Genomic DNA, 25,823 nt, shown 5'->3' on the forward strand with positions numbered 1-25,823 from the left:
ATATAATTTCTTACCCCCTCCCATTATGGGAGGGGGTTTATATAGGGAGGTAAGTAAACAAGTGGAAAAGATAATAAGATTAGAAGGAATAACCAAGATATTTCCAGGGGTTATTGCGAATGATAATGTATCCTTAACTATTTATAAGGGAGAAATTCATGCAATTGTTGGGGAAAACGGTGCTGGAAAATCTACCTTAATGAAGATAATATATGGTCTTTATAGACCAGATAAGGGTGAAATTTATATAAATAGTAAAAAGGTTAATATAAATTCTCCTAAAATTGCTATAAGTTATGGTATAGGCATGGTGCATCAGCATTTTATGCTGATACCTCCTTTTACAGTTATTGAAAATATTATTTTGGGATCAGAAGTTAAAAATGGTATATCTTTAAATTTAAAAAAAGCTGAAGAGAATCTAAATGATATTATTAATTCTCTTGGTTTTAAAATAGATTTGTATGAAAAGGTTGAAAATCTTTCTGTTGGTGAGGCCCAAAGGGTAGAAATTTTGAAACTTTTATACAGAAGGGCTGAAATATTAATTTTAGATGAACCTACAGCTGTGTTAGCTCCCCAAGAAGTAGAAGAGCTTTTCACTATTCTTAGAAAGCTTTCTTCTCAAGGGAAAACCATCATATTTATTTCTCATAAGTTGAGTGAAGTCCTTGAGATATCTGATAGAGTGAGTGTAATGAGAAGAGGAAAATTAGTGAATACAGTAAATACTAAAGAAACAAATAAGTTTGAACTCTCTCAAATGATGGTAGGAAGAGAGGTTTTTCTAAAAGTTGATAAAGTTAAAAGAGAAAGAGGAGGCGAAATATTTAGAGTTGAGGATATATGGGTAAGGGGAAGAAAGGGATTAGATGTAGTTAAAGGTGTATCTTTTAATATAAGAGAGGGAGAAATTTTGGGGATAGCAGGAGTTGAAGGAAATGGACAATCTGAGCTTGTAGAAGCTATAGTAGGACTTTTACCTTTAAAAAGAGGGAAAATACTATTTAAAAACAAGGACATAACTTTGGAAAAGATTAGACAAAGACGTCTTCTTTTTGGTCATATACCAGAGGATAGGCATAAAAGAGGATTAATTTTAGATTTCTCTGTAGCGGAGAATTGCATTTTAGGGCTTCACTATTTTAATAAATTTTCAAAGGGAATATTTATAGATTATTCAAAAGTGTATAAACATGCCAATGAAATTGTAGAGAAATATCAAGTAAAAACTCCTAACATAAAAATACCTATTAGGAATTTATCAGGTGGTAATCAACAAAAAATAGTTTTAGGAAGGGAATTGAGCTTTTTACCTGATCTTTTAATCGCAGCTCAGCCAACTCGTGGTTTAGACATAGGAGCTACAGAATTTGTTCATCAACTTTTAGTAGATCTAAGAAATCAAGGAAAAGCTGTGCTTCTTGTTTCTGCAGATTTAGATGAAATTTTAAATTTAAGTGATAGAATTTTGGTAATGTATAATGGAGAGATAGTAGGATCTTTTAGTCAATCGGAAGTTGATGAAAAAGAATTAGGTTATTACATGACTGGGGTTAAGAAACAAACTGAATTAAAGGAGGCATTAATTTGAAAAATCGGGAATTTATAGAAAACTTAATTCTCAATATAATAAGTCCTTTAATATCAATATTTATAGCATTATTTTTGGGCGGGATTATTATTTATTTACTTGGACATAATCCATGGGAAACATATAAAGAAGTAATAAATTTTGCTCTTGGAAATCCAAATGGATGGGGTTATGTATTATTTAATACCACATCTTTTATATTAGCTGGATTAGCAGTAGCTGTTGGTTTTAAAGGAGGTCTTTTTAATATTGGTGCAGAAGGACAAATTCTTGTAGGAGGATTAGTAGCTGCTTTGGCAGGTCTTTATATAGCTCCCTTATTTCCATCCTTTCTACATTTACCCATTACTCTTATTTTTTCAGCTTTAGGTGGAGCCATTTGGGCCTTTATTCCTGCCATATTAAAGGCAAGATTAGGGGTTCACGAAGTTATTAATACCATAATGATGAATTGGATAGGCTATGCTCTAACTAATTATTTAGTTGTTAATACTTTTAGAGAAAAAGGAGTTTTATATCCATTACCCCAAACTGATAAATTGCCTCCTTCAACAGTGCTACCTAAGCTGTATTCAATTTTTCAAAAGATAGGTATTAACATACCAGAAAGTAATCCTGTAAATTATGCATTGGTAATTGCAATATTAATGGTTATAGTTACTTACTATTTGTTATGGAAAACTAAATTAGGCTATGAGATAAGGGCTTTGGGGCTTAATATAAATGCATCAGAGAATGCAGGTATAAATGTGAAAAATGTCATATTGGTAACTATGTTAATAAGTGGTGCTATGGCTGGACTTGCTAGTATAAACGATGTTTTGGGATACAGATATAGATATCTCGATAATTTTTCCCATGGACTTGGTTTTACTGGAATAGCAGTTGCTCTACTTGGGAAAAATCACCCTGTAGGCATAATATTTTCTGCACTTCTTTTTGGTGCATTAAATAGAATGGCTATTGGTTTGGATGTTTTTACTCATATACCAAGAGAAATAATTTCAGTTCTGCAAGCAGTCATAATATTAACTATTGTGGTAGGTAATGAAGTACTCATTCGTTTTCTGAAAAAAAGGAGGAAAGTTATATATGCTTGAAATAATTTTTGCCTGGGAAACCATAACTTCTGCTATAAGAATGGCAACTCCACTTGCTTATGCATCCTTAGGGGGAGTTTTTTCGGAAAGAACTGGAGTAGTGAATATAGCTTTAGAAGGTATTATGTTATTTGGAGCATTTTTTGCTGCAGTTGGAACATATTTTTTTAAAAATCCTTTAATTGGAGTATTATTTTCTATAATTGCTGGTTCTATTATTGCATTTATTCATGCAGTGGTATCAATTAAGTTTAGAGTAAATCAGATAGTAAGTGGTACAGCATTAAACATGTTAGCTGTTGGAGGTACTACTTTTTTGTCAAGGCTGATATTTAAAGCTGCAGGATCCTCTCCCCATATTGAGGGTTTTATACATATAGATATTCCAATCATCTCTAAAATCCCTGGCATAGGGTTAATTTTTAGAGATCTTTCTCCATTAATTATCCTTATGATTGTTCTTGTTTTTTTATCCCAATATATACTATATAGAACAGCCTTTGGTTTAAGAATAAGGGCAGTAGGTGAAAACCCACAATCAGCAGATACATTGGGAGTAAATGTTTATAAATACAGATATATAGGTGTGCTCATAAGTGGAATTTTAGGAGGTATAGGAGGTGCCTTTCTTTCCTTAGAGCATGCAAGGGTTTTTGTCGAGAATATGACCGGGGGAAGAGGTTTTATAGCTCTTGCTGCTATGATATTTGGCAATTGGAATCCTATAGGTTCTTTAGGTGCATGTCTACTTTTCGGTCTGGCTGAAGCTCTAAGAATGAGACTAGAAGGTGTAGGTATTCCAACGCAATTTATACAAATGATACCTTATATTCTTACCATGTTAGTTTTAGCAGGAGCTGTAGGTAAATCTACTCCTCCCTCAGCAGATGGAGTACCCTATGAAAAAGAGGAGATATAGGGAAAGGTTTCAAATATTTGTTTATAAAAGTATTGCAGTTGTTCTTAGAAGATTACTAAAATGGTTTTATAATTTGGAAGTGTATGGTATAGAAAATATACCATTAGAAGGGCCTGTCATTATTGCTCCTAATCATAGGAGTAGTCTTGATGTTTTAGTTATAGCTACGACTCTGCCAAGACCTATTAAGGCTTTGGGTAAAATAGAACGATTCGAATATCCCATATTTGGTAGATTTGCAAGGTATTTGGGAGGAATTCCGGTTAAAAGAGAAAATATTGATTTGTCTGCTGTAAAGGATGGTTTAGAAGCTATAAGAAAAGGTGAAGTACTATTAATATTTCCAGAAGGCACACGTTTAAAAAGAGATAAGGGAGATATTAAAATCAAAAGAGGAATTGGTTATTTTGCAGCGAAGACTAAGACTCCTGTTATTCCTACGGCTATAATTGGAGCTGATAATATATGGCCTCCTGAGAAAAAACTTCCACATTTATCTGGTAAAGTAAAAGTTATATACTCAAAACCATTGATTTATGAGGGTGAGCATGATAGAAAGAAAGAAGAAGAATTTACAAATAAAGTAATGGAAATAATAAATCAAATTTTAATGGAAGCAAGGATAGAAAATGAAGAGAATTAAGAAGGAAATTTCCCATTTTTTCTATAAAATAATTATTTATGTTGTAAGATTTCTATTAAAAATTTTATGGGGCTATAAAGTTGAAGGGAAAGAAAAAATTCCCGAAAGTTCTTTCATTCTGGTTGCTAATCATGTCAGTTTATTGGATCCTATTGTTATAGGTGCTGCCTTTGATAAGAGACTTTTTTATCTTGCTAAAAAAGAACTTTTTAAATCTAAGCTTTTCAACCCTTTTCTAAGATGGCTTGGAGCTATAGATGTAGATAGACAGGATTTTAAGTTTGAAACATGGAAGAAAATTAAAAAACTTATAAAAGAGAATGAGACGATTGTAATTTTTCCTGAGGGAACAAGAAATGAACATCCTGAGAAAGGACTTCTTGAGATAAAGGATGGAGCTTCCACTCTTGCACTTACTCATGGTCTTCCCATACTTCCAATTGGAATTAAGGGTACCGAAAAGATCTGGAGAAGAAGAAAAGTATTTCCTCAATTAGGAGGAAATATTACTATAAAAATAGGAAGACCAATTTTTGTTATAAAAAATAATAAACCTACTAAAGAAGAGATAAAAAATCTTAATTATAAGATTAAAGAAAGTATTATGGAGCTTTTAAAATGAGGGTATATTTAGTAACACCTTATGGATGGTGTTCAGGCGTTAAGAAATCTATTAGTTTAGCAGAAAAGATTTTACAGACAAAGGGTGAAGTATATACATTAGGTGCATTAGTGCATAATCCAAAAGTGATAGAAGATTTAGAAAGAAGAGGAATAAAAATTTGGAATAATGAGTCCATTCCAGAGGGAAAAAAGCTTATTGTAAGAGCTCATGGTTTGCCATATAAGGAGGTAGAAAAATATAAAGAGTATGGTAATGAAATCTATGACGCAACATGTCCCTTAGTTAAGAGGGTACAAAAATTAGCTGAATTTTTAAGAAAAAATGGTTATAAAGTATTAATTGTTGGTGAGAAAAAACATCCAGAAGTGATTAGTATAATGAGTTATGCTGAAGAAAAGGGCGTATTAATTGAAAATATTAATGATGCTATAATGGTAGAGCCATTTCCTAAAATAGGTATAGTTATTCAGACGACTCAAAGTTGGGAAGAAGTGGAAGAGATTATAAAGTTAATACTAACTAAAGGGAAGGAAATAAGAATTTTCAATACCATATGTCCTGAAGTTGAGAAAAGGCAGAAAAAGGCAAAGATATTATCAGAAATGGTAGAATTAGTATTAGTTCTGGGAGGAAAAAATAGTGCTAATACAAGAAGATTGTATAATATTTTAGTTAAAAATGTACCTACTTATCATATAGAAAACTTAGAAGAAATTGATATGGAATGGTTTAATAATAAACAAAAAATTGGTATTATAACAGGCACATCTACACCAGAATCTTTTGTAGAGGAGGTTTTAAGATTATTAGAAACTCATCATCCCTTAGAACTACATTTGGTATAGATGTGGGAATCCCTGTAGTAAGTATTGTAGGAAGGCCTAATGTAGGAAAATCTGTGCTCTTTAATAGAATTGCAGGAGAGGAAAAAGCTATAGTTGCTGATGAGCCTGGAGTTACCAGGGATCCTTTAGTGCATCTTTGCGAATATGAAGGTAAGTTTTTTTATCTTATAGATTCAGCAGGGTATGGATTAAATGATAATTTAAGTGAACTTGTTAAAGAAAAAATAAATGAAGTGATTGAAATAAGTGATCTTATACTATTTGTGGTAGATGGAAGATCAGAGCTTACCTCTCTTGATTTTGAATTTTCTGAGATTCTTAGGAAATCTGGGAAAAGGATAATTTTAGTAGTAAATAAAATGGAAGGAAGAATTGATTCTGAAATTCATCTTTCCCCTTTTACTGTGTTGGGTTTAGGTGAACCTTTCCCTATCTCTGCTATTCATAAACAAAATCTTACTGAGCTTATTGAGAAAATATTATCCCTTATTCCAAATGTAGAAGTAGAAAAGGAAGAAAAGTTAATAAAATTTGCTTTTGTAGGTAGACCAAATAGTGGTAAATCATCCTTAGTAAATACCTTAATAGGTAAATATAGAAATATTGTTAGTGAAGTTCCTGGAACTACAAGAGATACAGTGGATATAATATGGGAATTTAATGGAAAGAAATACATGATTCTTGATACTCCAGGATTAAGAAGGCCTTCAAGAGTTGAAGAAGAGCTTGAAGAATTATCAGTAAGAAAAGCATTAAATACTATAAAAAGATTGGACGTAGCTATAATGGTTATTGATCTTTCGATAGGAATTAGAGATCAAGAGAAAAGAATTTTGCATTATATTGAAGATAAGGGAAAGTCTTGTTTAATTGTTTTTAATAAAACCGATTTATTTCCTTCTTTAAAAGAAAGAAGAGATTTTGAAAAAATAGTTCCGAGTTTACTTTCCTCTTTTGATTATTTCCCCTTTATATTTACATCTGCCCTTACTGGATATAATGTGAAAAAGATTATTCCTTGGGTAGACAAATTGTATGAACTAAGTCATATGAGAATTCCTACATCTCAAATTAATATGGCAATTCAAGAAGCTTTAAGTAGAGTTTCCTTTTCAAAAAAGGGTAAAAGTCTGAAAATCTACTACGCTACACAGGTTGAAACTGCCCCTCCAAGAATAGTCTTCTTTGTAAATGAACCAGAAATCATGAATAAGAATGTTCAAAAATATTTTGAAAAGTATATTAGAAATTACTTTTCTTGGACAGGTACTCCTATAAAAATAGAAGTAAGAAAGAGGGAGTAAAAGCCATGATCACAAAAATCTTGTTAATGTTGTTTTCTTATCTATTAGGATCTATACCCAGTGCATTAATTGTAGGTAAACTTTGGAAAGGTATAGACGTAAGAAATCATGGAAGTGGTAATTTAGGCGCTACTAATGTTCTTAGAGTGCTTGGATGGGGACCTGCTATTATTACAGCCTTGATGGATGTGGGTAAAGGAGTTTTAGCTGTATATCTTGCAACATCTATTCTTAAAAATGACCATATAGCTATTTTATTGTGTATTATCTCTGCAATTATAGGACACTCTTTTCCTATATTTGCTGGTTTTAGAGGAGGAAGAAGTGTAGGGATTTCTTTCGGTATTCTTATTTATCTTTTTCCTAAAGCCTCTTTGACTGTTTTGATAGTTGCCATAATAATTGTGAGTATAACAAAATACAAATCAGTAGCTTCTATTACCTCTGCTATTATTTATCCTTTTATTTTATATTCTTTAGAAAGACCAGTAATAGAATATATGATTTGTGTAGTAATTGTATGTCTTTTTATTATTTATAGACATATACCTAATATTGAGAGGCTTATAAGAGGGGAGGAACATAAAATAGATTGGAGAATAAAAAGATAAAGATTACAGTTTTTGGTGGTGGAAGTTGGGGAACCACATTAGCAGATATATTATCGGAAAGGAATTATGATGTAACTCTTTGGGTACGAGATAGCAAAAAGGCAAAAATTATAGAAGAAAAAAAAGAAAATATCTTTTATCTTCAAGGGTATAAGTTAAATCCTAATTTAAAGATTACAAGTAATATAGAATTAGCCACAAAAGATACTCTGATAGCAATTTTGAGTATTCCTATTCAAGGCTTGAGAGGTTTTATTAGATCAAATAGACATTATCTTACCCATATTCCATATTTTGTTAACACTGGAAAAGGTATAGATATAGAAACTCTTAAAAGACCTTCTGAAATAATTATGGAAGAGCTTAATATTGAACAGGGACAAGTTGCTATTTTTTCAGGTCCAAGTTTTGCAAAAGAAGTGATGGAAAGAAAACCCTTAGCTATGGTGATTGCTTCTCCAAGTATTGTAACTGCAGAATTTCTACAAAATATTTTTAATATGGATTTTATGAGAGTATATAGGAGTAATGATATGGTAGGTGTGGAATTAGGTGGTGCTTTGAAGAACGTAATTGCAATAGCAGCTGGAATATCGGATGGTTTAAATTTTGGATATAATGCAAAAGCAAGTCTTATTACAAGAGGTTTAGCAGAAATTAATAGATTTGCTATTTTATTTGGAGCTAATCCTTTTACTATACTCGGTCTTTCTGGACTTGGAGATTTAGTACTTACAGCAACAAGTACTTTAAGTAGAAATTGGAGGATAGGAAAATATGTGGGAGAGGGGAAAAGCTTACAAGAAGCATTATCTGAACTTCATGGTATGGTAGCAGAAGGAGTTTATACTGTAAAATCAGTTTATAATCTTTCCCAGAAATATAATATCTATATGCCTATTACTGAAGAAGTTTATGAAGTGTTGTATGGTGGAAAATCCCCAAAATCAGCTCTAATAAGTCTTTTATCAAAAGAACTAAAACACGAAATTGACGAAAATTTTCAAATTAACTTGTTATAAAAAATTACTCTTGTTATAATACTTTTAGAAATATAAAAAATTATGAGGTGTATTAAAGTATGGAAAAAGAAAAAGCCTTAGAATCAGCAATTTTTCAGATTGAAAAGCAATTTGGAAAAGGCTCTATAATGAAATTGGGAAGTAATGAAAGATATGAGGTACCAGTTATTCCTACTGGTATCCTTACACTGGATTATGCTTTAGGAGTTGGAGGAGTTCCAAGAGGAAGAATTATTGAACTTTTTGGACCTGAAGGTTCTGGTAAGACAACAGTTGCTTTACAGATCATTGCTTCTGCTCAAAAGCAAGGTGGAATTGCTGCTTTTATAGATGCTGAACATGCCTTTGATCCCAATTATGCAAAAAAAATAGGAGTAAATTTAGAGAACCTTCTTATTTCACAACCAGATACTGGAGAACAAGCTTTAGAAATTGCTGAAATTCTTGTAAGAAGTGGCAGTGTAGATGTAATTGTCATTGATTCGGTAGCTGCTTTAGTGCCAAGGGCAGAGCTTGAGGGAGAAATGGGAGATGCCTTTATAGGTTTGCAGGCAAGACTTATGTCCCAAGCTTTGAGAAAGCTAACTGGGGTTATTAGCAAATCCAAAACTGTAGCCATATTTATAAACCAGTTAAGAGAAAAAGTTGGAGTTTTCTTTGGAAATCCTGAGACTACACCTGGAGGAAGAGCCTTAAAATTCTATGCCTCAGTTCGTATTGATGTGAGGAAAGCAGAATCAATGAAGGAAGGAAGTGAGGTTACAGGAACAAAAGTAAAGGTTAAAGTTGTAAAGAACAAAGTGGCTCCTCCATTTAAAGAAGGCGAGTTTGAATTAATATATGGTGAGGGAATATCAAGAGAAGGATGTATATTGGATGCTGGTGTAGAAGCAAAGGTTATTGAGAAAAGTGGAACATGGTATATATACAAAGATATAAGGTTAGGCCAAGGTAGGGAGAATGCAAAAGCATATCTTAAAGAGCATCCAGAACTTGCTGATGAGATAGAAAGAGAAATAAGAAAGATATGGGGTTTTGAAACCTCTCAAGTATCAGAAAAATCTCAAGAGAGTGAGAAAACAGAAACAAAAGAAGAGAAGACTACAAAAAAATCTTCTTCTAAATAACAAAATTATCTCAGAATCTTGACATTAGATTATAGTATTTATATAATCAAAATCAAGAAATGCCGAGGTGGTGGAATTTGGCAGACACGTAGCATTGAGGGTGCTATGGGCTTTCGCCCGTCCGGGTTCAAATCCCGGCCTCGGCACCAAATTAGAATATGAACTCTTCCCCAGTACTCAGGGAAGGGTTTTATTTTAATTAGCTAACGGAGGAATCTTTATTGTGGATGATTATTTGTTAGAGGTAAAAAATCTAAGAACATATTTTTTTACAGATGAAGGGATTGTTAAAGCAGTAGATGATGTATCCTTTGGTTTAAAAAAGGGAGAGAGTTTAGGAATTGTGGGAGAATCAGGAAGTGGTAAAAGTGTAACTGCTCTCTCTATCATGAGACTCATACAAGATCCTCCTGGAAAGATTATTGGTGGGGAGATAATATTTAGGGGAGAAGATCTTCTTAAGAAGAAAGAAGAGGAGATGAGAGAGGTTCGTGGAAACAAAATATCTATGGTATTTCAAGACCCAATGACCTCTCTTAATCCTGTTTTTACAATAGGGGATCAGATAATGGAAGCTATAATCCTTCACCAAAAGTTAGATAAAGTTTCAGCAAGGAAGAAAGCTATTGAGATGCTGGAAATTGTTAGAATACCGGAAGCCTCAAAAAGAATTGATGAATATCCTCATCAATTTAGTGGTGGAATGAGACAGAGAGTAATGATAGCAATGGCATTGTCTTGTAATCCTGAAATTCTTATAGCTGATGAACCCACTACTGCTTTAGATGTTACAATTCAAGCCCAGATTATAGAATTAATAAAGCAACTTCAAAAAGATTTAGGAATGTCTCTTATATTAATAACCCACGATATGGGGATAGTGGCAGAAAGTTGTAAAAATGTGCTTGTTATGTATGCTGGAAAAGTAGTTGAGTATGCTGATGTGCGTACCATATTTAAAAAGCCATCCCATCCTTATACAATTGGACTTCTTGAATCAGTACCAAGGCTTGATGTAAGGAAAGAAAGATTGAAGGCTATAGAAGGTCAACCTCCAGATCTTGTTGCCCTTCCAAATTATTGCTATTATGCTGAAAGGTGTCCTTATAAAACAGAAAGATGTTTAGAAGAAATACCAGATTTAATTGAAGTAGAACCAGGTCATTATTCTCGTTGTCTTTATGCTAAGGAAATTGGAGTGAAAGTATGAATAACTATACAGATGATGTAATTTTAGAAGTTAAAAATCTTAAAAAATATTTTCCAATAAAAAGAGGTATTGTATTTTCAAAACATGTGGGGGATGTAAAAGCAGTAGATGGAGTAAGCTTTTATATTAGAAAGGGAGAAACGTTAGGTCTTGTAGGAGAATCAGGTTGCGGAAAAAGTACAGTAGCAAGAACTATTATCAGACTTTTAGATCCTACTGATGGTGAAATTATATTTGATGGGGTAGATATATCAAAACTTCCATATAGTTCTCTAAGAAGAATAAGAAGAGATATGCAGATTATATTCCAAGATCCATATTCATCTTTAAATCCAAGAATGACTGTAAGCGAAATAATAGGTGAGCCATTACAAGTTCATAAAATAGTATCCTCATCAAAAGAAAGAGAGAAGAGAGTACAGGAGTTATTGGAACTTGTAGGACTTGCTCCTTATCATGCAACTCGTTATCCTCATGAATTTTCTGGCGGTCAAAGGCAAAGGATTGGAATAGCAAGAGCCTTGGCATTAAATCCTAAATTCATAGTTGCAGATGAGCCAACATCTGCATTAGATGTATCTATAAGATCTCAGATTATAAATCTGCTTCAAGATTTACAAAAAGAATTTAAATTGACTTATTTGTTTATATCTCATGATTTAGCTGTTATAAGACACATATGTGATAGGATAGCTGTTATGTATTTAGGTAAGATTGTGGAACTTTCTGAAAATGAAGATTTATATACTTCACCGTTACATCCTTATACTCAAGCTCTTCTTTCTGCTATACCTATACCAGATCCTGAATTAGCAGAGAAAAGAAAGAAGATAGTACTTACAGGAGATGTACCAAGTCCCGTAAATCCACCATCTGGGTGTAGGTTTCATCCCAGATGTCCCAGTGCAATGGATATATGTTCAAAAATAGAGCCTGAATTAAAAGAGATAAAACCAAATCATTTTGTGGCTTGCCATTTATATTAAATTATGGAAAAGCAAGATTTTAAAAATCAACTAAAGAAAACTGCTCATCTAGCAAGATTATATCTAACGCCAGAGGAAGAAGAATTGTTTTCTCGTCAATTACAAAGTATTCTTGATTATTTTAATAAACTTCAAGAATTAGACACCACCAATGTAGAGCCAATGGCACATGTATTACCTCTATCTAATGTATGGAGGGAAGATGAAGTTAGAAAGAGTATTTCTAAGGAAGAAATTTTTATGAATGCTCCTGAAGTGGAGGAAGACGGATTTAAAATTCCAAGAATTTTGAAAAGGGAATAATTAGTATGAGAAATCTTAAAGAAATAAAAGATTTATACAATAAAAATGAGCTAAAAGTAAGGGAATTAATAGATTTTTATTTAAAAAAGATAGAAGAATGGGAACCCTTTATTCATGCTTTCCTTACAGTGCCTTATGAAGAAATAGAAAAACAAATTAATGAACTTGAGAAAAAACCTAAGGATTTACCTCTTTATGGAATTCCTATTGCTATAAAAGATAATATCCTTACTAAAAATATCAGGACTACTTGTGCTTCTAAAATTCTTGAAAATTTTATACCCCCATATGATGCTACTATCATAAGAAGACTTAAAGATAACGGGGCAATAATAATTGGAAAGACAAATTTAGACGAATTTGCTATGGGGTCTTCTACAGAAAATTCTGCCTTTGGTCCTACTAAAAATCCTTGGGACATTGAAAGAGTCCCGGGAGGATCAAGTGGTGGATCTGCAGCTTGTGTTTCAGCGGGAGAGATACCTGTTTCAATAGGATCTGATACAGGTGGATCTATAAGATTGCCTGCATCCTTCACTGGAGTTATAGGGTTAAAACCTACATATGGCCTTGTATCACGATATGGACTTGTAGCCTTTGCCTCATCCTTAGATCAAATAGGGCCTTTTGGTAGAAGAGTGGAGGATGTAGCCTCAATTCTTCAGGTTATTGCTGGACATGATCCTATGGATTCCACTTCTTCCCCTTATGAAATTCCAGATTATTTTGAAAATTTAGGTAAAAGTGTAAAGGGATGGAAAGTAGGATTTCCTGAAGAACTTTGGCAAAAAGGAGTTTCAGAGGAGGTTTTAAAGGTTCTTGATAGATCCTTTGATGTATTTAAAGATTTAGGGGTTGAAATAGTAAAAATATCTCTTCCTTCTGTAGAATATGCCCTTTCTGTTTATTATATAATTGCTACCTCTGAAGCAAGTTCAAATTTAGCAAGATACGATGGAGTAAAGTATGGATACAGAGAAGAGGTGGAAGACCTCATATCAATGTATAAAAACACAAGAGGCCATGGATTTGGAAGTGAAGTTAAAAGAAGAATAATATTGGGTACTTACGCTTTAAGTGCTGGATATTATGATGCTTATTATTTAAAGGCAACAAAGGTAAGGAATTTAATTAGAAGAGAATTTGAAGAAGCATTCAAAAAAGTTGATATAATTGTTTCACCAACAAGTCCTATTCTTCCTTTTAAATTAGGAGAGAAAATATCCGATCCTCTCCAAATGTATCTTACTGATATAATGACAATACCAGTAAATCTTGCTGGTATCCCTGCCATCTCTATGCCTGCTGGCTTCTATAATAATCTTCCTGTAGGAATTCAATTCATGAGTACTTTCTTCTCAGAAAATAGACTTCTTCAATTTGCCTATGCATATCAAGAAATGATGGATTTTTCAGATAAATATCCAACTCTTCCTCAAAAGGAGAGGGCTTAAACATGTTCAAACCAGTAATAGGATTGGAAGTACATGCTCAGCTATCTACTAAAACTAAACTTTTTTGTTCTTGTAGTACAGATCATGAAAATGTTCCACCAAATACTAATGTTTGTCCAGTATGTATGGGATTTCCAGGAGTCCTTCCAGTTCTTAATAAAAAAGCTGTGGAATTCGCAATAAAAGCTGGATTAGCTTTAAACTGTGAGATTTCAAATTACTCAAAATTTGACAGAAAAAATTATTTCTATCCAGATTTACCAAAAGGATATCAAATATCTCAATATGATTTACCTTTATGTAGGAATGGTTATTTAGAAATTTTTGTGGATGGAGAAGTTAAGAAAATAAGAATTAAGAGAATTCATTTAGAGGAAGATGCTGGAAAATTATTACATGTAGGAGTAGGGGATAGATTATCAGAAGCTGATTATAGTCTTGTTGATTTCAATAGAGCAGGTATCCCTCTTATTGAGATCGTTACAGAACCCGATATAAATTCTCCTAAGGAAGCAAGAATATTTTTACAGGAACTAAGATTAATCTTGAGATATTTGGAAATAAGCAGTGGAGATATGGAAAAAGGTTCTCTAAGATGTGATGCCAATATTTCAATACAAACTCAAGAAGGAGTTTTAGGGACAAGAACTGAGATAAAAAATGTGAATTCTTTTTATTCCTTAGAGAAGGCTTTAGAATATGAAATTGAAAGGCAGATTGAACTTTTGAAAAAGGGTGAACAAGTAATCCAGGAAACAAGGCATTGGGATGAAAAAAATCAAAAAACAGTAAGTTTAAGAGGAAAAGAAGAAGCAGAAGATTATAGATATTTCCCAGAGCCTGATCTTCCTCCTTTAATCGTAACAGAAGAGATGAAAGGGAAATTAAAAATGGAAATTCCAGCATTGCCTAAGGAATTAAGAGAAAAATATTTTGCATTAGGCTTATCACAAACTGAAGTCGAAATAATTATTTCTGAAAAGAAATTGGCAGAATTTTTTGATAAGTCTCTGGAATTATATAATAATCCTAAAAATCTTTTAAATTGGATATCTGTAGAAATCTTGAGTTATATGAACGATAATAATATTTCCTTTAAAGACTTAAATATACTTCCTGAGAATTTTATAAAATTAATACAGATGGTAGATAAAAATGAAATAACTCGTCCTGTAGCAAAGGATGTATTAAGAAAATATCTTACCACAGGTAAAGATCCTGAGAAAATAGTGGAAGAAAATGGACTAAAAATAGTATCTGATACAACCTATTTACAAGAGATTATTCAAAAGGTTATATTAAATAATGAAAAAGCAGTTTCTGATTGGAAGAAGGGGAAGAAACAAGTATTGAACTTTTTAGTAGGACAGGTGATGAAGGAGACAAAAGGAAGAGCAAGTTTAGATGTGGTAAAAAATCTTCTTGAAGAAGAATTAAATAAATTATGAAAGAGAAAAAGCCCTTAGGAGAATATCTTTTAGAATTAGGACTTATAACCAAAGAGCAATTAGAGAAAGCTCTTGAAGAACAGAAGAAAACTGGCGCTAAATTAGGACAAATACTTATAGAAAGAGGATATGTAAAGCCTGAAGATATCGGAAAAGTATTAGAAAGACAAAGTGAAATTCCTTATGTTTCTTTATCCGAAATACCTATTGATGAAAAATTAGCTGGATCTTTTCCAGAAAATCTTTTAAGAAAATATAAGTTTATACCTATAAAGAAAGAAAGTGGAATAATCCATGTGGCTATAGTTCCTCCTATCGATCCTGTAGTAGTTAATGAAATAAGAAGAATAGTAAAGGCACCAATAAGATTGTTTATTACCACTGATAAAGAGTTTAATCAGATTATGTCAAAACTTTTCCCCTTAGAGAAAAGTACTCTTTCTGCTGTTCAAGACTTTCAAAAAAGTATGCCAGTAGAAACAGTGGTAGAAGCTCCTCCCGTAATAGGTGTTGAAGAGGCTCCTATTGTTAGATTGGTGTCTTCTATAATTAATGAAGCGATTACAAGAAATGCCAGTGATATTCACTTAGATCCCCAAGAGAAAGAGATGAAGGTAAGATATAGAATTCATGGAATTCTTTATGATATTATGAGTATTCCTAAGGAAATCCAAGATGCTGTAGTAACAAGAATAAAAGTAATATCAGGAATGGATATAGCGGAAAAAAGAAGACCTCAAGATGGAAGAGCTACTTATAGATATGAAAATAGAATCTTTGATCTAAGAGTGGCATCAGTAGGTACTATCCACGGGGAAATGGTAGTTATAAGATTGCTGGATAAATCAAAGGTACTTATTGAGCTTGATAGGTTGGGCATGACAAATGAAGATCTTAATGTTTTTGAACATCTTATTAAAAGACCTTTTGGAATGATTCTTGTAACAGGTCCTACAGGAAGTGGTAAAACCACCACCTTATACTCAGCTTTAAATGTTTTAAATAAACCATCTGTAAATATAATAACCTTAGAAGATCCAGTGGAATATGAGCTTCCAGGAATAAATCAGATTCAAATACAACCAAGGATAGGTATAGATTTTGCTATGGGACTTAGAAATATCTTGAGGCTTGATCCAAATATTATAATGGTGGGTGAAATTAGAGATTCAGAAACCTTAAATACTGCTATTGAAGCTGCTTTAACAGGTCATTTATTGTTAAGTACCTTTCATGCCAACGATTCTGTAAGCGCTGTGGCGAGATTAATACAAATGGGATTGGAGCCTTTTTTAATTGCATCTTCCCTTATAGGTATAGTAGCCCAAAGATTAGTAAGAACCATATGTCTATCTTGTAAAGAAGAGTACACACCTTCATCTGAGGAAATAGAAGAACTTGGATTGCCGAAGGAAGAAGGAAAAAATATAAAGCTTGCAAGAGGTAAAGGCTGTCTATTTTGTAATTATACAGGATATTCTGGAAGAACCGGAGTTTTTGAGATATTAAAAATAACTAAGAACATAAGAACATTAATAAATGAAAGAGCTTCTATTGATGAAATTAGGGATATGGCATTGAGAGAAGGAATGAAGACCTTACATATGAATGCAAGAGAAAAGGTACTATCAGGAATAACTACCATTGAGGAGGCACGTAGAGTAATAGCTTGGGAGGAGGATTAATTTGCCCTCCTATAGATATGTGGCACGAGATCTTGAAGGAAGAAGATATAAGGGTATAATTGAAGCAGGTAATGAAAGAGAAGCAAGAAGAATTCTTAAATCAAGAAAATTATATGTAGTATCTTTAAAAAAAGAATCATCATTATGGAAAACTTTAACATATAAAAAGAAAGTTACTCTTCCAGAACTTGTATTATTTTCATCCCAATTTGCAACCCTTTTAAGATCGGGAATTATCCTTACAGAATGTCTTACTACTCTATCAGCTCAAACAAATAATCCTTACTTTAGAGATGTTCTTAATGATATAAGAAAAAATGTGGATTCAGGATTGAGTCTATCAGAGGCTCTTTCTAAATATCCTAATGTTTTTCCTAAGATATTTATAAGCTTAGTGAGGACAGGAGAGATTACAGGAAGTCTTGATATTATGTTAGAGAGACTTTCAAGATATTTTGATGAACAACATGAACTAAGGGAAAGGATAAAATCAGCCACCACATATCCTATAATAGTTATGGTAGCTGCAGTTTTGGTTGTAATATTTATGCTAACCTTTGTAGTACCAACTTTTCAAAGGATATATGGTAGAACCAATGTACCTCTTCCTCTTCCCACAAGGATTACCATATCCTTAGGTAACTTTGTAAAGAATAATCTTTTAATTATCTTTATTTTGACCTTTGCAATCATCATTGGAGTGAAACAAAGTTTAAAAAATAAAAAAATAAAAAGATGGTGGGATGAATTTAAACTCAATATACCCAAAATAGGTGATCTCTGGAGAAAAGTATTATTAAACAGATTTTCCAGTACTTTTTATGTACTTATAACAGGAGGAATATTAATAACTCAATCCTTAGAAATCCTTGAAGACGTAATGGGGAACCTATATTTTTCAGAAAATCTTAGAAAAATTCTTTCTGGAGTTTTGGAGGGTAGAAATCTATCTGAACTTATCGATGAAAATGTATTCACTCCTCTTCTCAAACAGATGATAGCAGTAGGAGAGAGAAGTGGTAGATTAGACTCTATGCTAGAAGAATATAGTAGGTTCTCTCAAAGGGAAATAGAGATTGGAACAAAGAGAATAACATCCCTTATAGAGCCAGCCTTAACTTTATTCTTAGGGGTTGTGGTTTTCTTTATAGTTATTTCAATGTATCTTCCTATGTTTAATATGGTTAGACTTTTCAGAAGATAGTAATACTTGCTAAGTAAGTATCTTGTGATATAATTTTATAAAGAAAAATAATTTTAAATTTAAGAAAGGAGGTGAATTAAGTGAAGGGAAATAAAGGTTTTTCATTATTGGAACTATTAGTGGTGGTAGCTATTCTTGGAATCCTGGTAGCTATTGCATTACCAAGATATTTTGATGCAGTAGCAGATGCAAAGAGAAATGCACAAAGAACAAATATTGCCATAATAAGGACAAGCTTAGAATATTACAGGAATAAGAATAATAAATATCCTCTAAGTATTGATGAGTTTAATCAATTCTTGACAAGACAGGAATAAGAATAATAAATATCCTCTAAGTATTGATGAGTTTAATCAATTCTTGACAAGTACAATCTATTTCTCTGAAACACCTACTTGTCCATATAATAATTTAACCTACAGTGGTGTTGCATCTATACCAGCTACTTGGACACCTGGTAATGCTCATGAATTATATTATGCAGGTACTGCTCTTTCCTACACATTATCATATACTGCTCCATAATTTAACGAGTAATATTCTCGCCCCGAAGCTTGCCTTCGGGGCTTTTTATTAATTGATGAATAAAATTATAGATATTCTTAAAAAAATTGAGAGACCATTATTATATACTTTCCTTATAAGTGTTCTATTAATCCTTTTATATATGCTTTTTAATATATTTGTGTGGCTTAGAGTTCAGGCTTATATCATTTCCCATGAGATTATTATAAATGCAAATTATGCTCTACAGCTTTCAGTTCTAAAAAATGAAAAAATAGTCTATAATTTTTACTATTCTCCTAAGACAAATTCTATTCAATTTTATTGGATGTATGGAGAAAAAACTAAAAAAACTTATCTCTCTCCTCACCTTATACCATCAGGAATAAAAGCAGATAGTCCAACAGGGACTTATACTTTTTATTTTGAAAATGGCAATATTTATCCAGAAGGAGAAATATCTCTTTCCACCTTTCTTTCAAAAAGAGTTATAAGGTTTTTTAAAAATGGAAAGGTAAGTTTTTAATATTTCTTGTAAAAACTTTTAAATATTTGATAAAATAAAAATATGAAAAAGGGGTTCTCATTCTTAGAGGTTATAGTTGTAATATCTATTTTAGGGATCCTTTTATGGGTTGCCTATACATCCGTATTAAGTAAACCAGACTCTAAAATATTATTACAAAATACTATAAATCAATTTACTCAGGATATAAGATATATAAGACAAAGGGCAATAATAAATAAGACTGTTTGGACATTAACAATCACTCCTTCAGCATACACTTCCTATACCTTTCTTGATGATAAAGGAAATATAGTAACAAGATCATTTAATAAGATTTCAGTAAATACAACTGCTACTTTATTTTCCTTTGATAGAGACGGCTATTTAACTGCTGATGATACAGAAACATATGCTATTTTAACATTAACGATTGATAATTATACTTCTACTATAAAGATAAACTCCTTAGGTTTTATTGAGGTACAAGGTCCATGAAAAAAGGATTCACCTTCTTAGAAGTTTTAATATCAATACTTCTTATAGGTATATTTATGGCATCCTTTGGAGTTGGGTTATATCATATTTTAAATGAGGATGATCTGGAAAAGATTGAAAGTACATGTTTGGAATTATCTGAAAGAGTAATGGAAGATTATAAAAGAACTATTTTAGCAAATTGGACAGCTTCTTTTCCTGTTTCTGGAAATTTTGCAAGTATTGGGTATACAAGCTATATTTATACAATGGTTATTACAGATATTACAAATTCACTAAGACAATTTACTATCACAGTTTGGAATGATATAAATAATAACAATATATTAGACGATTTTGAGGGTAAGTCAATTCTTGTTAGTTTAATTTCAAGGAGAAGATAATATGAAGAAGGGCTTAACCATAATTGAGGTAATCATAGGGGTTTTAATATTAGGAATGATCGCTCTTCTTCTTGCTAATATTCTTATAGGGACCATGGATCTTTTTGCCAGAAAACAAGAGTCTCAAGAAATATTTTCAAATGCTCAAATAATTCTTGATAGATTAACAAGAGAAATAAGGCAAGGCTCTCAAGTATTAGATATAAGTTTTGCCACTGATACTCTTGGTAGACTCACCGTTCAGCTTTGTACGGGGGATACAAGAAGTTTCTCCTACACATTATATAATGGTAAATATTATTTTACAGTTGATGGAGATATTCAGGCAGGTCCAATAAAAGAATTAAGATTTATTGGTTATGATTTTAACGGTACCTATACCACATTAACATCTACTATAAGGACATTGTCTATTACTCTTGTCATGGATAACAATGAAAAATATGTAACTTTAGTATCTTTAAGAGCACAGGTTCAAAGTCAAGTTTCAGGTGTATATATTACTGAGATTATGTATTATCCTTCACCAAGAGATAAAAGTGGAAATATTCAGGATGAGCGGGATATGGAATTCATTGTTATATATAATGGAACTACTTATACTGTGAATTTAAAGGATTGGAGGGTAAATCAAACTACAAAGATTTCTGATAGTTCTTCAGGTACTTTCTCTTTATCTCCACAAAGCTATGCTATTATCGGAGGGAACGCTTCAAATCTAAGTAACTTTTACAATCTTCCTTCCTCTTATTTATATTTAAAAACTCAACAGCGAGGACTTTATAGAGGAAATTCTGAAATACCAGATGATAAAGGATCTATTATTTTAGAGGATGATAGACAAAATATAATTGATCAGGTGAATTATTCTTACACTTGGGGTGGCTATCCATCTGGAACTAATTATTATTCATTAGTTCGTAAATCCATATCCGCTCCTTCCAATGATCCATCAAATTGGAGAAATAGTCCATATTTAAATTATTCTACAACAAGTCCTTCGCAAGTTTACGTGTATTGTCTACTTCCAAGATTAATAATTACAGAGATAATGTATTATCCTCCTGCATGGGATAAAAATGGTACAAATAGGGGAGAAAGAAACATGGAATTTGTTGAATTATATAATCCTACCAATCAAACAATAAATATCCAAAATTGGAGTATAAATAATAATAAATTTAATACCCTTGTCTCAGGGACATGGAATATACCCCCTAATGGTTATGTAATAATTGGTGGAAGTGGTTCAACACTTAATACATCATACAATCTTCCAGGAACTTATACTTACATAAGAACTTTAAATTCTGGACTTGGTGGTGGTACAGCACTTTTGCCTAATACCTCTGGAAGTGTAGTATTAAAGGATAATAATGGAAATATTATAGATCAAGTAAATTATTCTAATACATGGGGAGGATATATGATTTATACTGCAAATCCACCAAACTATTATTACTATCATTACTCCTTAGAGAGGAGAAATATATTTGGTATTTCTCAAGACCCTAATAATTGGGGCAGTAGTACAAATTTAAATTATTATTATAGAATACAACGAAGAATTGGTTTAATAATCTATTATTATCATTATTATTCATATTGCACTCCAAGCTCTAAAAATTCAATAATGCCATGAGAAAAGGGCAAATTTTAGTTGCAGTTTTATTAGTTTTTGCTATACTTAGCTTAGTTATAAGCGGTGTTATATCTATGTGGGAGGGGAATATTAAAAGTATTTCTGCTCAAATAGGGGAAAAACAAGCATTATATCTTGCAGAAGGGGTAGCAGAAATTGCTATTTATAGCCTTATATGGCTTACAAGTCCTGCCCCCTATTTTTCCAATACTTATACCTTTTCCTTTACAGGTTTTTGGGGAACTGCAAGATTGGAATATAATTTTGATAACACAAGTAATTCCTTTGTAATTTATGCAACAGCTCAAGTAGAATCAGTATATACAGGGGAAAGATATATCTATACAAGAACCTTAGATATAGAAGGAGTAAGAACAGGATCCTCTGCTCCTTATTCTCTTACTATTAATCAATGGACGGAGGAATGATATGATCTCAATTCATTGGGTTGATGGAAGGTTAAATATAGGACAAGTAAATATTAAAGGCAGAAAAATTGAATTGAAAAATAAATATAGCCTTGAAATACCAAAAGGGGATTTTTGGAATAGAAAAAGGGACATAGAAGATATAAAGAAAACATTAAATGATTTTTTAAAAAAGAATAAAATAAAAGATAACAATGCAGTGGTTTTTTTTGAGAATAAAGATATAATGATGAGAATTGTAGAGTATCCAAAGATGCCCGTTAAAGAGCTTGAAACTTACATTTTGGATGATTTAGAAGAATCTCAGGGTATAGACTTAGATAATTATTCTGTAGCTTTTTCTCCCATATCAAATGATAAAGATAAAGTAAAGCTTATTGTTGCAACTTTACCTAAGATTATAATAGACTCTTTTAAAGATATTTTTGAAAGTAATAAAATATCTCTTATTCGTTTTGAGCCCACCTCTTTATCAATTTTGAGATATCTATTGTATATACAAAAGGAAAATATCAGCTCTGTCATATTTATTGGAAATGATACTACAGATCTTATATTTTTGAATAATAGAAAATTATCTTCTTTTATAAACTTAAGTGTTGGCATTAATGATTTTACAAACTTAGATTCCTTAGAGGTAGATCCTGTCTATATAAGTTGGAAAGAAGAACTGATTACTTATTTAAATAGTGGATTATTCGATATGGAAGAAAAATCAGTTGTTATTGTAGGAGAAGATGATAGGTTTTTAAATGTAGGAGTTAATCTATTAGAAAATTTATCTTTAACCTTCAATACCAGCTTAATACAAGAAACAAGTTTACCCTTCTTAGGTTCAATTCTTTATAGAGAGAAGGTTGTACCAGATCTTAATTTTATAAAATTTAAATAGGTATTGATAAAGAGCTAATTACCCGTTCTTTATTATCTCTACTTTTATCTTTATCTTTACTATTTCCTTTAAATTTCTATTTAGATCTTAAAATTAAAGATTTAAATAGAAGAATACAAAGTTTAAATCAGGAGATAGCAAAATATAATGATCAGATTCTTAATTTAAGAAAACAGGTAGATGATGGAAATTTGTTGTTGCAAACTTTGGAAGGATGGTTTGATGAAAGATCATCTGTAGCATTACCTTTTTTATTCCTTTCTGATCTTAAAAATTTTATCCCGAGGAGTTGTTGGCTTACAAATTTTCAGATTGGCTTAGATAGAAAAATTATTATTGAAGGATATAGTCTTGATACGGAAGGAGTAGCAGATTTCATGCTTGCTTTATCTCAATATGAAAGAATTAAAAACATAAAATTAGAAAGTTCAATTTTAGAAATTGTTGGAGATAAACCAATTCAAAAATTTAGAATGGTAGGGTTTTTAAAATGAGGGATAAAATTCATATTTATATTTTTCTATTAATATTTCTCTTAGGTTTAATCCTTTTTATAATGCCCAAATATAGTCAAGTAAATAAGCTGGAGAGTCTTTATAGGAATAAGAGATTAGAATTAGAAAATACTATTGAGAGTTTAAATATTCTTAGAGATACATTAAATAAAATAGAGGAGAGGAAAAAATTAATTTTTGCTGAGAGAAATCTTCTTTTTCTAAAAGAGGAAGAAATTCCCATCTTTTATAAAGATTTAAGTATAGTTATAAAGAAAAATAATATAAGATTTTTTGAAATAAAACCAGGTGATATGGAAGACGTGAAAGATTTACCTGAAAATTTTCCCTTAAAAATGCAGAAACTACCCATAGAATTAAGATTAGTAGGAAACTACAATCAATTTTTGGATTTCTTTAGAGATCTTTATAACCAAAACTATCCTATAAGTTTTACCCAGATACAATTAACAAATAATGAGGATGGTAAGCTTATTTTATATACATCCTTTGATATATATATTCTTAGGGGAGGGGAGTAATAATGAATAAATTAGACTATTTTTTAGGATCATTATTGATAGTATCCATGGGTTTAAATGCATATTTAGTCTTAAATGTAGATAAAATGCTACCTAAGGAAGAGCATATAGAAATTATAAATGTGAAAAATGCATCCTTAGAAACAGATAAAAATGTCAATATAAAACCTTATGAGATAAAACCATTAAAAAGTTACAAATTAGTCCTCGGGAGGGATGATCCTTTTGCACCCCTTGTAAAAGTAAAGGAAAATAAAGAGACAAATACGAGTCAAAATTTAAACCCGATTAATAATCCTTTTATAGAGAAAAAAGAATCTTTTGAGGAGAGAGTTCCATATGAGCTTAAGGGTATCTTAAAAGGTGAGGAAAAAGGATTAGTTATTCTTGAAAAAGAAGGAGATGATAAAGGTATAGTTTTAGAGGAAGGAAGTTTAATAGATGGGTATAAGATTTATAAAATAGATGTAGAAAAGGGAGAGGTAATATTAAGAAAAGGAAATATTTCTTATAAATTAAGAATGAAAATTTAATAGGCTATAGGAAGCTCTTCTAAAAAGACCGCCCCTTTAAATTTTATCTCTTTATTTCTGTAGATATTTTGATATCTTCTTTGAGCACTTATAGTTATTTCTACCTGTTGTATATTTATACTTCTTGAGGTTATGGTATTTGTATACGTTGTATATGTATAAGATGATGTTATATCAATAACATAATAATTTACTGTAAACCCATTATTTAATATATAATCAGCTATAACCTTTGATCCTTCACCAGTAGTGAAGGTCAAGTTTGTAGGATAATTAATTATTTTTGCTATTTTTACAACTCTTGTTCCTCCTGTTTCTACAACTGTTAGAGTGAAAGTAGTATATTGGGGAGTCCAATTTATAAATTTTCTATAATAAAGAAGCATTCTTGCATTTGGTAATAAGGTATCTTGGGGATTTCTTGGGACAGTCAAATATGCATTTAAATAATATCCTCCAGATGTGGGTGTGATAGTTAATAATTTATTATAGGATACTTTTTCATTTATATTTAAATTAAAGTGAGAGTTATCTTTTAAAATAATACTTGCATCAGGAGGATATATGAAAATACTTTTTAAAACTGAATCTAAAATCTGAGATTTTGCTGTAGATAATTGATCTGACATCTCTCTATCAAGCCTTTGAATGATAAGGTCCCTCTGTATAGAAAACCACATACTAAAAGCAGCAGTTATCACTATGAAAAGAATTGTAATAGATATTATTAATTCAGGTAAAGACATTCCTTTTTTCATGGCCTTGATATTACTCCTACAATCTCAGCCAATGGATTTTCATATCTTTTTGGAGGACTTCCAGATCCCGGTTTATGAAAATTAGTATCAATTTTTCCATTTCTATTTGCATAATATACCCTTATTGTAATTCTTTTTAGTATGACTGTGGAAGTTCCAGGTTGAAAGTAATCTTTAATTAAGAATTGTATAGCATATTTGGGAGATCCATTTACTTGAGGTATATTAATAAATTGTGTATATATCATATCACCTGAAGATGGATCTGCTGGAATAGCAGGAGATATGGTTGGTATTGCTGGTATTGCTCCTTGAGCACCTGGTTTTTCATTTTCTTTTATAGCTTGAAAATTATCAAGGCTGTTTCCAGACCAAACCTTAATTGTTTCTATAATATTTTTTGCTATATCTTGAGCTTCAGCTCTGTCTTTTAATCTTTTATTTAAAGAAAAACTTAGTACTGTTGCCCCTGTTGCTCCCAAAACAAGAATCATCAAAATTATAGCAAAAATTACCACACCAATTAAAGATTGTCCTTTCTCTCTTTTATTTTTCAAACCCATC

General features: G+C 31.6%; 30 protein-coding genes and 1 tRNA gene. 29 read left to right on the plus strand and 2 right to left on the minus strand.

Annotation, left to right across the window (positions count from 1 at the left end):
* The first annotated feature begins 61 nt into the window (after positions 1 to 61).
* From ACY3JO_RS06320 to ACY3JO_RS06460, 29 genes are all read left to right on the plus strand, one after another.
* A complete protein-coding gene (locus tag ACY3JO_RS06320) occupies positions 62 to 1,594 on the plus strand; it encodes an ABC transporter ATP-binding protein (protein WP_463084184.1) in 1,533 nt (510 codons plus the stop codon).
* Entirely contained in the window at positions 1,591 to 2,694 is a 1,104-nt protein-coding gene (locus tag ACY3JO_RS06325; RefSeq protein WP_463084185.1) for an ABC transporter permease, read from the plus strand. The genes ACY3JO_RS06320 and ACY3JO_RS06325 overlap by 4 nt, the downstream gene beginning before the upstream one ends.
* The gene (locus ACY3JO_RS06330; RefSeq protein ID WP_463084186.1) at positions 2,687 to 3,613 is read left to right on the plus strand and encodes an ABC transporter permease; all 927 of its coding nucleotides are present in this window, start codon (positions 2,687 to 2,689) and stop codon (positions 3,611 to 3,613) included. The genes ACY3JO_RS06325 and ACY3JO_RS06330 overlap by 8 nt, the downstream gene beginning before the upstream one ends.
* Entirely contained in the window at positions 3,594 to 4,256 is a 663-nt protein-coding gene (locus ACY3JO_RS06335) for a lysophospholipid acyltransferase family protein (protein WP_463084187.1), read from the plus strand. Before ACY3JO_RS06330 ends, ACY3JO_RS06335 begins: the two co-directional genes overlap by 20 nt.
* Positions 4,243 to 4,878: a lysophospholipid acyltransferase family protein gene (locus ACY3JO_RS06340; RefSeq protein ID WP_463084188.1), complete on the plus strand. Its 636-nt coding sequence runs from the start codon at positions 4,243 to 4,245 to the stop codon at positions 4,876 to 4,878. The genes ACY3JO_RS06335 and ACY3JO_RS06340 overlap by 14 nt, the downstream gene beginning before the upstream one ends.
* Complete coding sequence (gene ispH / locus ACY3JO_RS06345; protein ID WP_463084189.1) at positions 4,875 to 5,726, plus strand: 4-hydroxy-3-methylbut-2-enyl diphosphate reductase; 852 nt, start codon at positions 4,875 to 4,877, stop codon at positions 5,724 to 5,726. The genes ACY3JO_RS06340 and ispH overlap by 4 nt, the downstream gene beginning before the upstream one ends.
* Before the next feature lie 2 nt (positions 5,727 to 5,728).
* Complete coding sequence (gene der / locus ACY3JO_RS06350; protein WP_463084190.1) at positions 5,729 to 7,030, plus strand: ribosome biogenesis GTPase Der; 1,302 nt, start codon at positions 5,729 to 5,731, stop codon at positions 7,028 to 7,030.
* A 5-nt stretch (positions 7,031 to 7,035) separates the two neighbouring features.
* Positions 7,036 to 7,641 carry a glycerol-3-phosphate 1-O-acyltransferase PlsY gene (gene plsY / locus ACY3JO_RS06355; protein ID WP_463084191.1) on the plus strand — a complete coding sequence of 202 codons (606 nt, stop codon included), beginning with the start codon at positions 7,036 to 7,038 and terminating at the stop codon, positions 7,639 to 7,641.
* On the plus strand, positions 7,623 to 8,663 hold the full coding sequence (locus tag ACY3JO_RS06360; RefSeq protein ID WP_463084192.1) for an NAD(P)H-dependent glycerol-3-phosphate dehydrogenase: 1,041 nt from the start codon (positions 7,623 to 7,625) through the stop codon (positions 8,661 to 8,663). The genes plsY and ACY3JO_RS06360 overlap by 19 nt, the downstream gene beginning before the upstream one ends.
* A 59-nt stretch (positions 8,664 to 8,722) precedes the next feature.
* A complete protein-coding gene (gene recA, locus ACY3JO_RS06365; protein WP_148807583.1) occupies positions 8,723 to 9,790 on the plus strand; it encodes a recombinase RecA in 1,068 nt (355 codons plus the stop codon).
* A gap of 61 nt (positions 9,791 to 9,851) precedes the next feature.
* Positions 9,852 to 9,939: transfer RNA gene (locus tag ACY3JO_RS06370), tRNA-Leu, on the plus strand.
* 74 nt (positions 9,940 to 10,013) lie between these two features.
* Complete coding sequence (locus ACY3JO_RS06375; protein ID WP_463084193.1) at positions 10,014 to 11,000, plus strand: ABC transporter ATP-binding protein; 987 nt, start codon at positions 10,014 to 10,016, stop codon at positions 10,998 to 11,000.
* A complete protein-coding gene (locus tag ACY3JO_RS06380; RefSeq protein ID WP_148807585.1) occupies positions 10,997 to 11,986 on the plus strand; it encodes a dipeptide ABC transporter ATP-binding protein in 990 nt (329 codons plus the stop codon). The genes ACY3JO_RS06375 and ACY3JO_RS06380 overlap by 4 nt, the downstream gene beginning before the upstream one ends.
* A 3-nt stretch (positions 11,987 to 11,989) precedes the next feature.
* Complete coding sequence (gene gatC / locus ACY3JO_RS06385; RefSeq protein WP_148807586.1) at positions 11,990 to 12,289, plus strand: Asp-tRNA(Asn)/Glu-tRNA(Gln) amidotransferase subunit GatC; 300 nt, start codon at positions 11,990 to 11,992, stop codon at positions 12,287 to 12,289.
* A 5-nt stretch (positions 12,290 to 12,294) separates the two neighbouring features.
* On the plus strand, positions 12,295 to 13,743 hold the full coding sequence (gene gatA / locus ACY3JO_RS06390; RefSeq protein ID WP_463084194.1) for an Asp-tRNA(Asn)/Glu-tRNA(Gln) amidotransferase subunit GatA: 1,449 nt from the start codon (positions 12,295 to 12,297) through the stop codon (positions 13,741 to 13,743).
* 2 nt (positions 13,744 to 13,745) lie between these two features.
* Positions 13,746 to 15,191 carry an Asp-tRNA(Asn)/Glu-tRNA(Gln) amidotransferase subunit GatB gene (gene gatB / locus ACY3JO_RS06395; protein WP_463084195.1) on the plus strand — a complete coding sequence of 482 codons (1,446 nt, stop codon included), beginning with the start codon at positions 13,746 to 13,748 and terminating at the stop codon, positions 15,189 to 15,191.
* Positions 15,188 to 16,876, plus strand: a complete 1,689-nt coding sequence (locus ACY3JO_RS06400) for a GspE/PulE family protein (RefSeq protein ID WP_148807589.1) — start codon at positions 15,188 to 15,190, stop codon at positions 16,874 to 16,876. Before gatB ends, ACY3JO_RS06400 begins: the two co-directional genes overlap by 4 nt.
* A gap of 1 nt (position 16,877) precedes the next feature.
* Positions 16,878 to 18,080 carry a type II secretion system F family protein gene (locus ACY3JO_RS06405; protein ID WP_148807590.1) on the plus strand — a complete coding sequence of 401 codons (1,203 nt, stop codon included), beginning with the start codon at positions 16,878 to 16,880 and terminating at the stop codon, positions 18,078 to 18,080.
* An 80-nt stretch (positions 18,081 to 18,160) separates the two neighbouring features.
* On the plus strand, positions 18,161 to 18,397 hold the full coding sequence (locus ACY3JO_RS06410; protein WP_463084196.1) for a type IV pilin protein: 237 nt from the start codon (positions 18,161 to 18,163) through the stop codon (positions 18,395 to 18,397).
* Positions 18,398 to 18,440: 43 nt separating this feature from the next.
* Positions 18,441 to 18,605 carry a hypothetical protein gene (locus tag ACY3JO_RS06415; RefSeq protein ID WP_463084197.1) on the plus strand — a complete coding sequence of 55 codons (165 nt, stop codon included), beginning with the start codon at positions 18,441 to 18,443 and terminating at the stop codon, positions 18,603 to 18,605.
* Between the two features lie 55 nt (positions 18,606 to 18,660).
* The gene (locus ACY3JO_RS06420) at positions 18,661 to 19,110 is read left to right on the plus strand and encodes a hypothetical protein (protein ID WP_463084198.1); all 450 of its coding nucleotides are present in this window, start codon (positions 18,661 to 18,663) and stop codon (positions 19,108 to 19,110) included.
* Positions 19,111 to 19,152: 42 nt separating this feature from the next.
* Entirely contained in the window at positions 19,153 to 19,587 is a 435-nt protein-coding gene (locus ACY3JO_RS06425; RefSeq protein WP_463084199.1) for a pilus assembly FimT family protein, read from the plus strand.
* The gene (locus ACY3JO_RS06430) at positions 19,584 to 19,970 is read left to right on the plus strand and encodes a type II secretion system protein (protein ID WP_463084200.1); all 387 of its coding nucleotides are present in this window, start codon (positions 19,584 to 19,586) and stop codon (positions 19,968 to 19,970) included. Before ACY3JO_RS06425 ends, ACY3JO_RS06430 begins: the two co-directional genes overlap by 4 nt.
* A 1-nt stretch (position 19,971) precedes the next feature.
* Positions 19,972 to 21,612 (plus strand): lamin tail domain-containing protein, encoded by a 1,641-nt coding sequence (locus ACY3JO_RS06435; RefSeq protein ID WP_463084201.1) that lies wholly within the window; start codon positions 19,972 to 19,974, stop codon positions 21,610 to 21,612.
* Positions 21,609 to 22,040, plus strand: coding sequence for a hypothetical protein (locus ACY3JO_RS06440; RefSeq protein ID WP_463084202.1), 432 nt, complete (start codon positions 21,609 to 21,611; stop codon positions 22,038 to 22,040). Before ACY3JO_RS06435 ends, ACY3JO_RS06440 begins: the two co-directional genes overlap by 4 nt.
* 1 nt (position 22,041) lies before the next feature.
* Positions 22,042 to 22,932: a hypothetical protein gene (locus tag ACY3JO_RS06445; protein ID WP_463084203.1), complete on the plus strand. Its 891-nt coding sequence runs from the start codon at positions 22,042 to 22,044 to the stop codon at positions 22,930 to 22,932.
* Between the two features lie 197 nt (positions 22,933 to 23,129).
* Positions 23,130 to 23,426 carry a PilN domain-containing protein gene (locus ACY3JO_RS06450; protein ID WP_463084204.1) on the plus strand — a complete coding sequence of 99 codons (297 nt, stop codon included), beginning with the start codon at positions 23,130 to 23,132 and terminating at the stop codon, positions 23,424 to 23,426.
* Positions 23,423 to 23,968, plus strand: a complete 546-nt coding sequence (pilO, locus tag ACY3JO_RS06455) for a type 4a pilus biogenesis protein PilO (RefSeq protein ID WP_463084205.1) — start codon at positions 23,423 to 23,425, stop codon at positions 23,966 to 23,968. Before ACY3JO_RS06450 ends, pilO begins: the two co-directional genes overlap by 4 nt.
* A 2-nt stretch (positions 23,969 to 23,970) precedes the next feature.
* Positions 23,971 to 24,501: a hypothetical protein gene (locus ACY3JO_RS06460; protein WP_463084206.1), complete on the plus strand. Its 531-nt coding sequence runs from the start codon at positions 23,971 to 23,973 to the stop codon at positions 24,499 to 24,501.
* Here the strand turns inward: ACY3JO_RS06460 and ACY3JO_RS06465 are convergent.
* Both ACY3JO_RS06465 and ACY3JO_RS06470 read right to left on the minus strand, forming a co-directional pair.
* Entirely contained in the window at positions 24,498 to 25,259 is a 762-nt protein-coding gene (locus ACY3JO_RS06465) for a PilW family protein (protein ID WP_463084207.1), read from the minus strand. The two genes, ACY3JO_RS06460 and ACY3JO_RS06465, sit on opposite strands and share 4 nt — an antisense overlap.
* Entirely contained in the window at positions 25,256 to 25,816 is a 561-nt protein-coding gene (locus ACY3JO_RS06470; RefSeq protein WP_463084208.1) for a type IV pilus modification PilV family protein, read from the minus strand. Before ACY3JO_RS06470 ends, ACY3JO_RS06465 begins: the two co-directional genes overlap by 4 nt.
* Positions 25,817 to 25,823 lie beyond the last annotated feature (7 nt).

The sequence above is a fragment of the Dictyoglomus sp. LHC4 genome, from assembly GCF_055181355.1.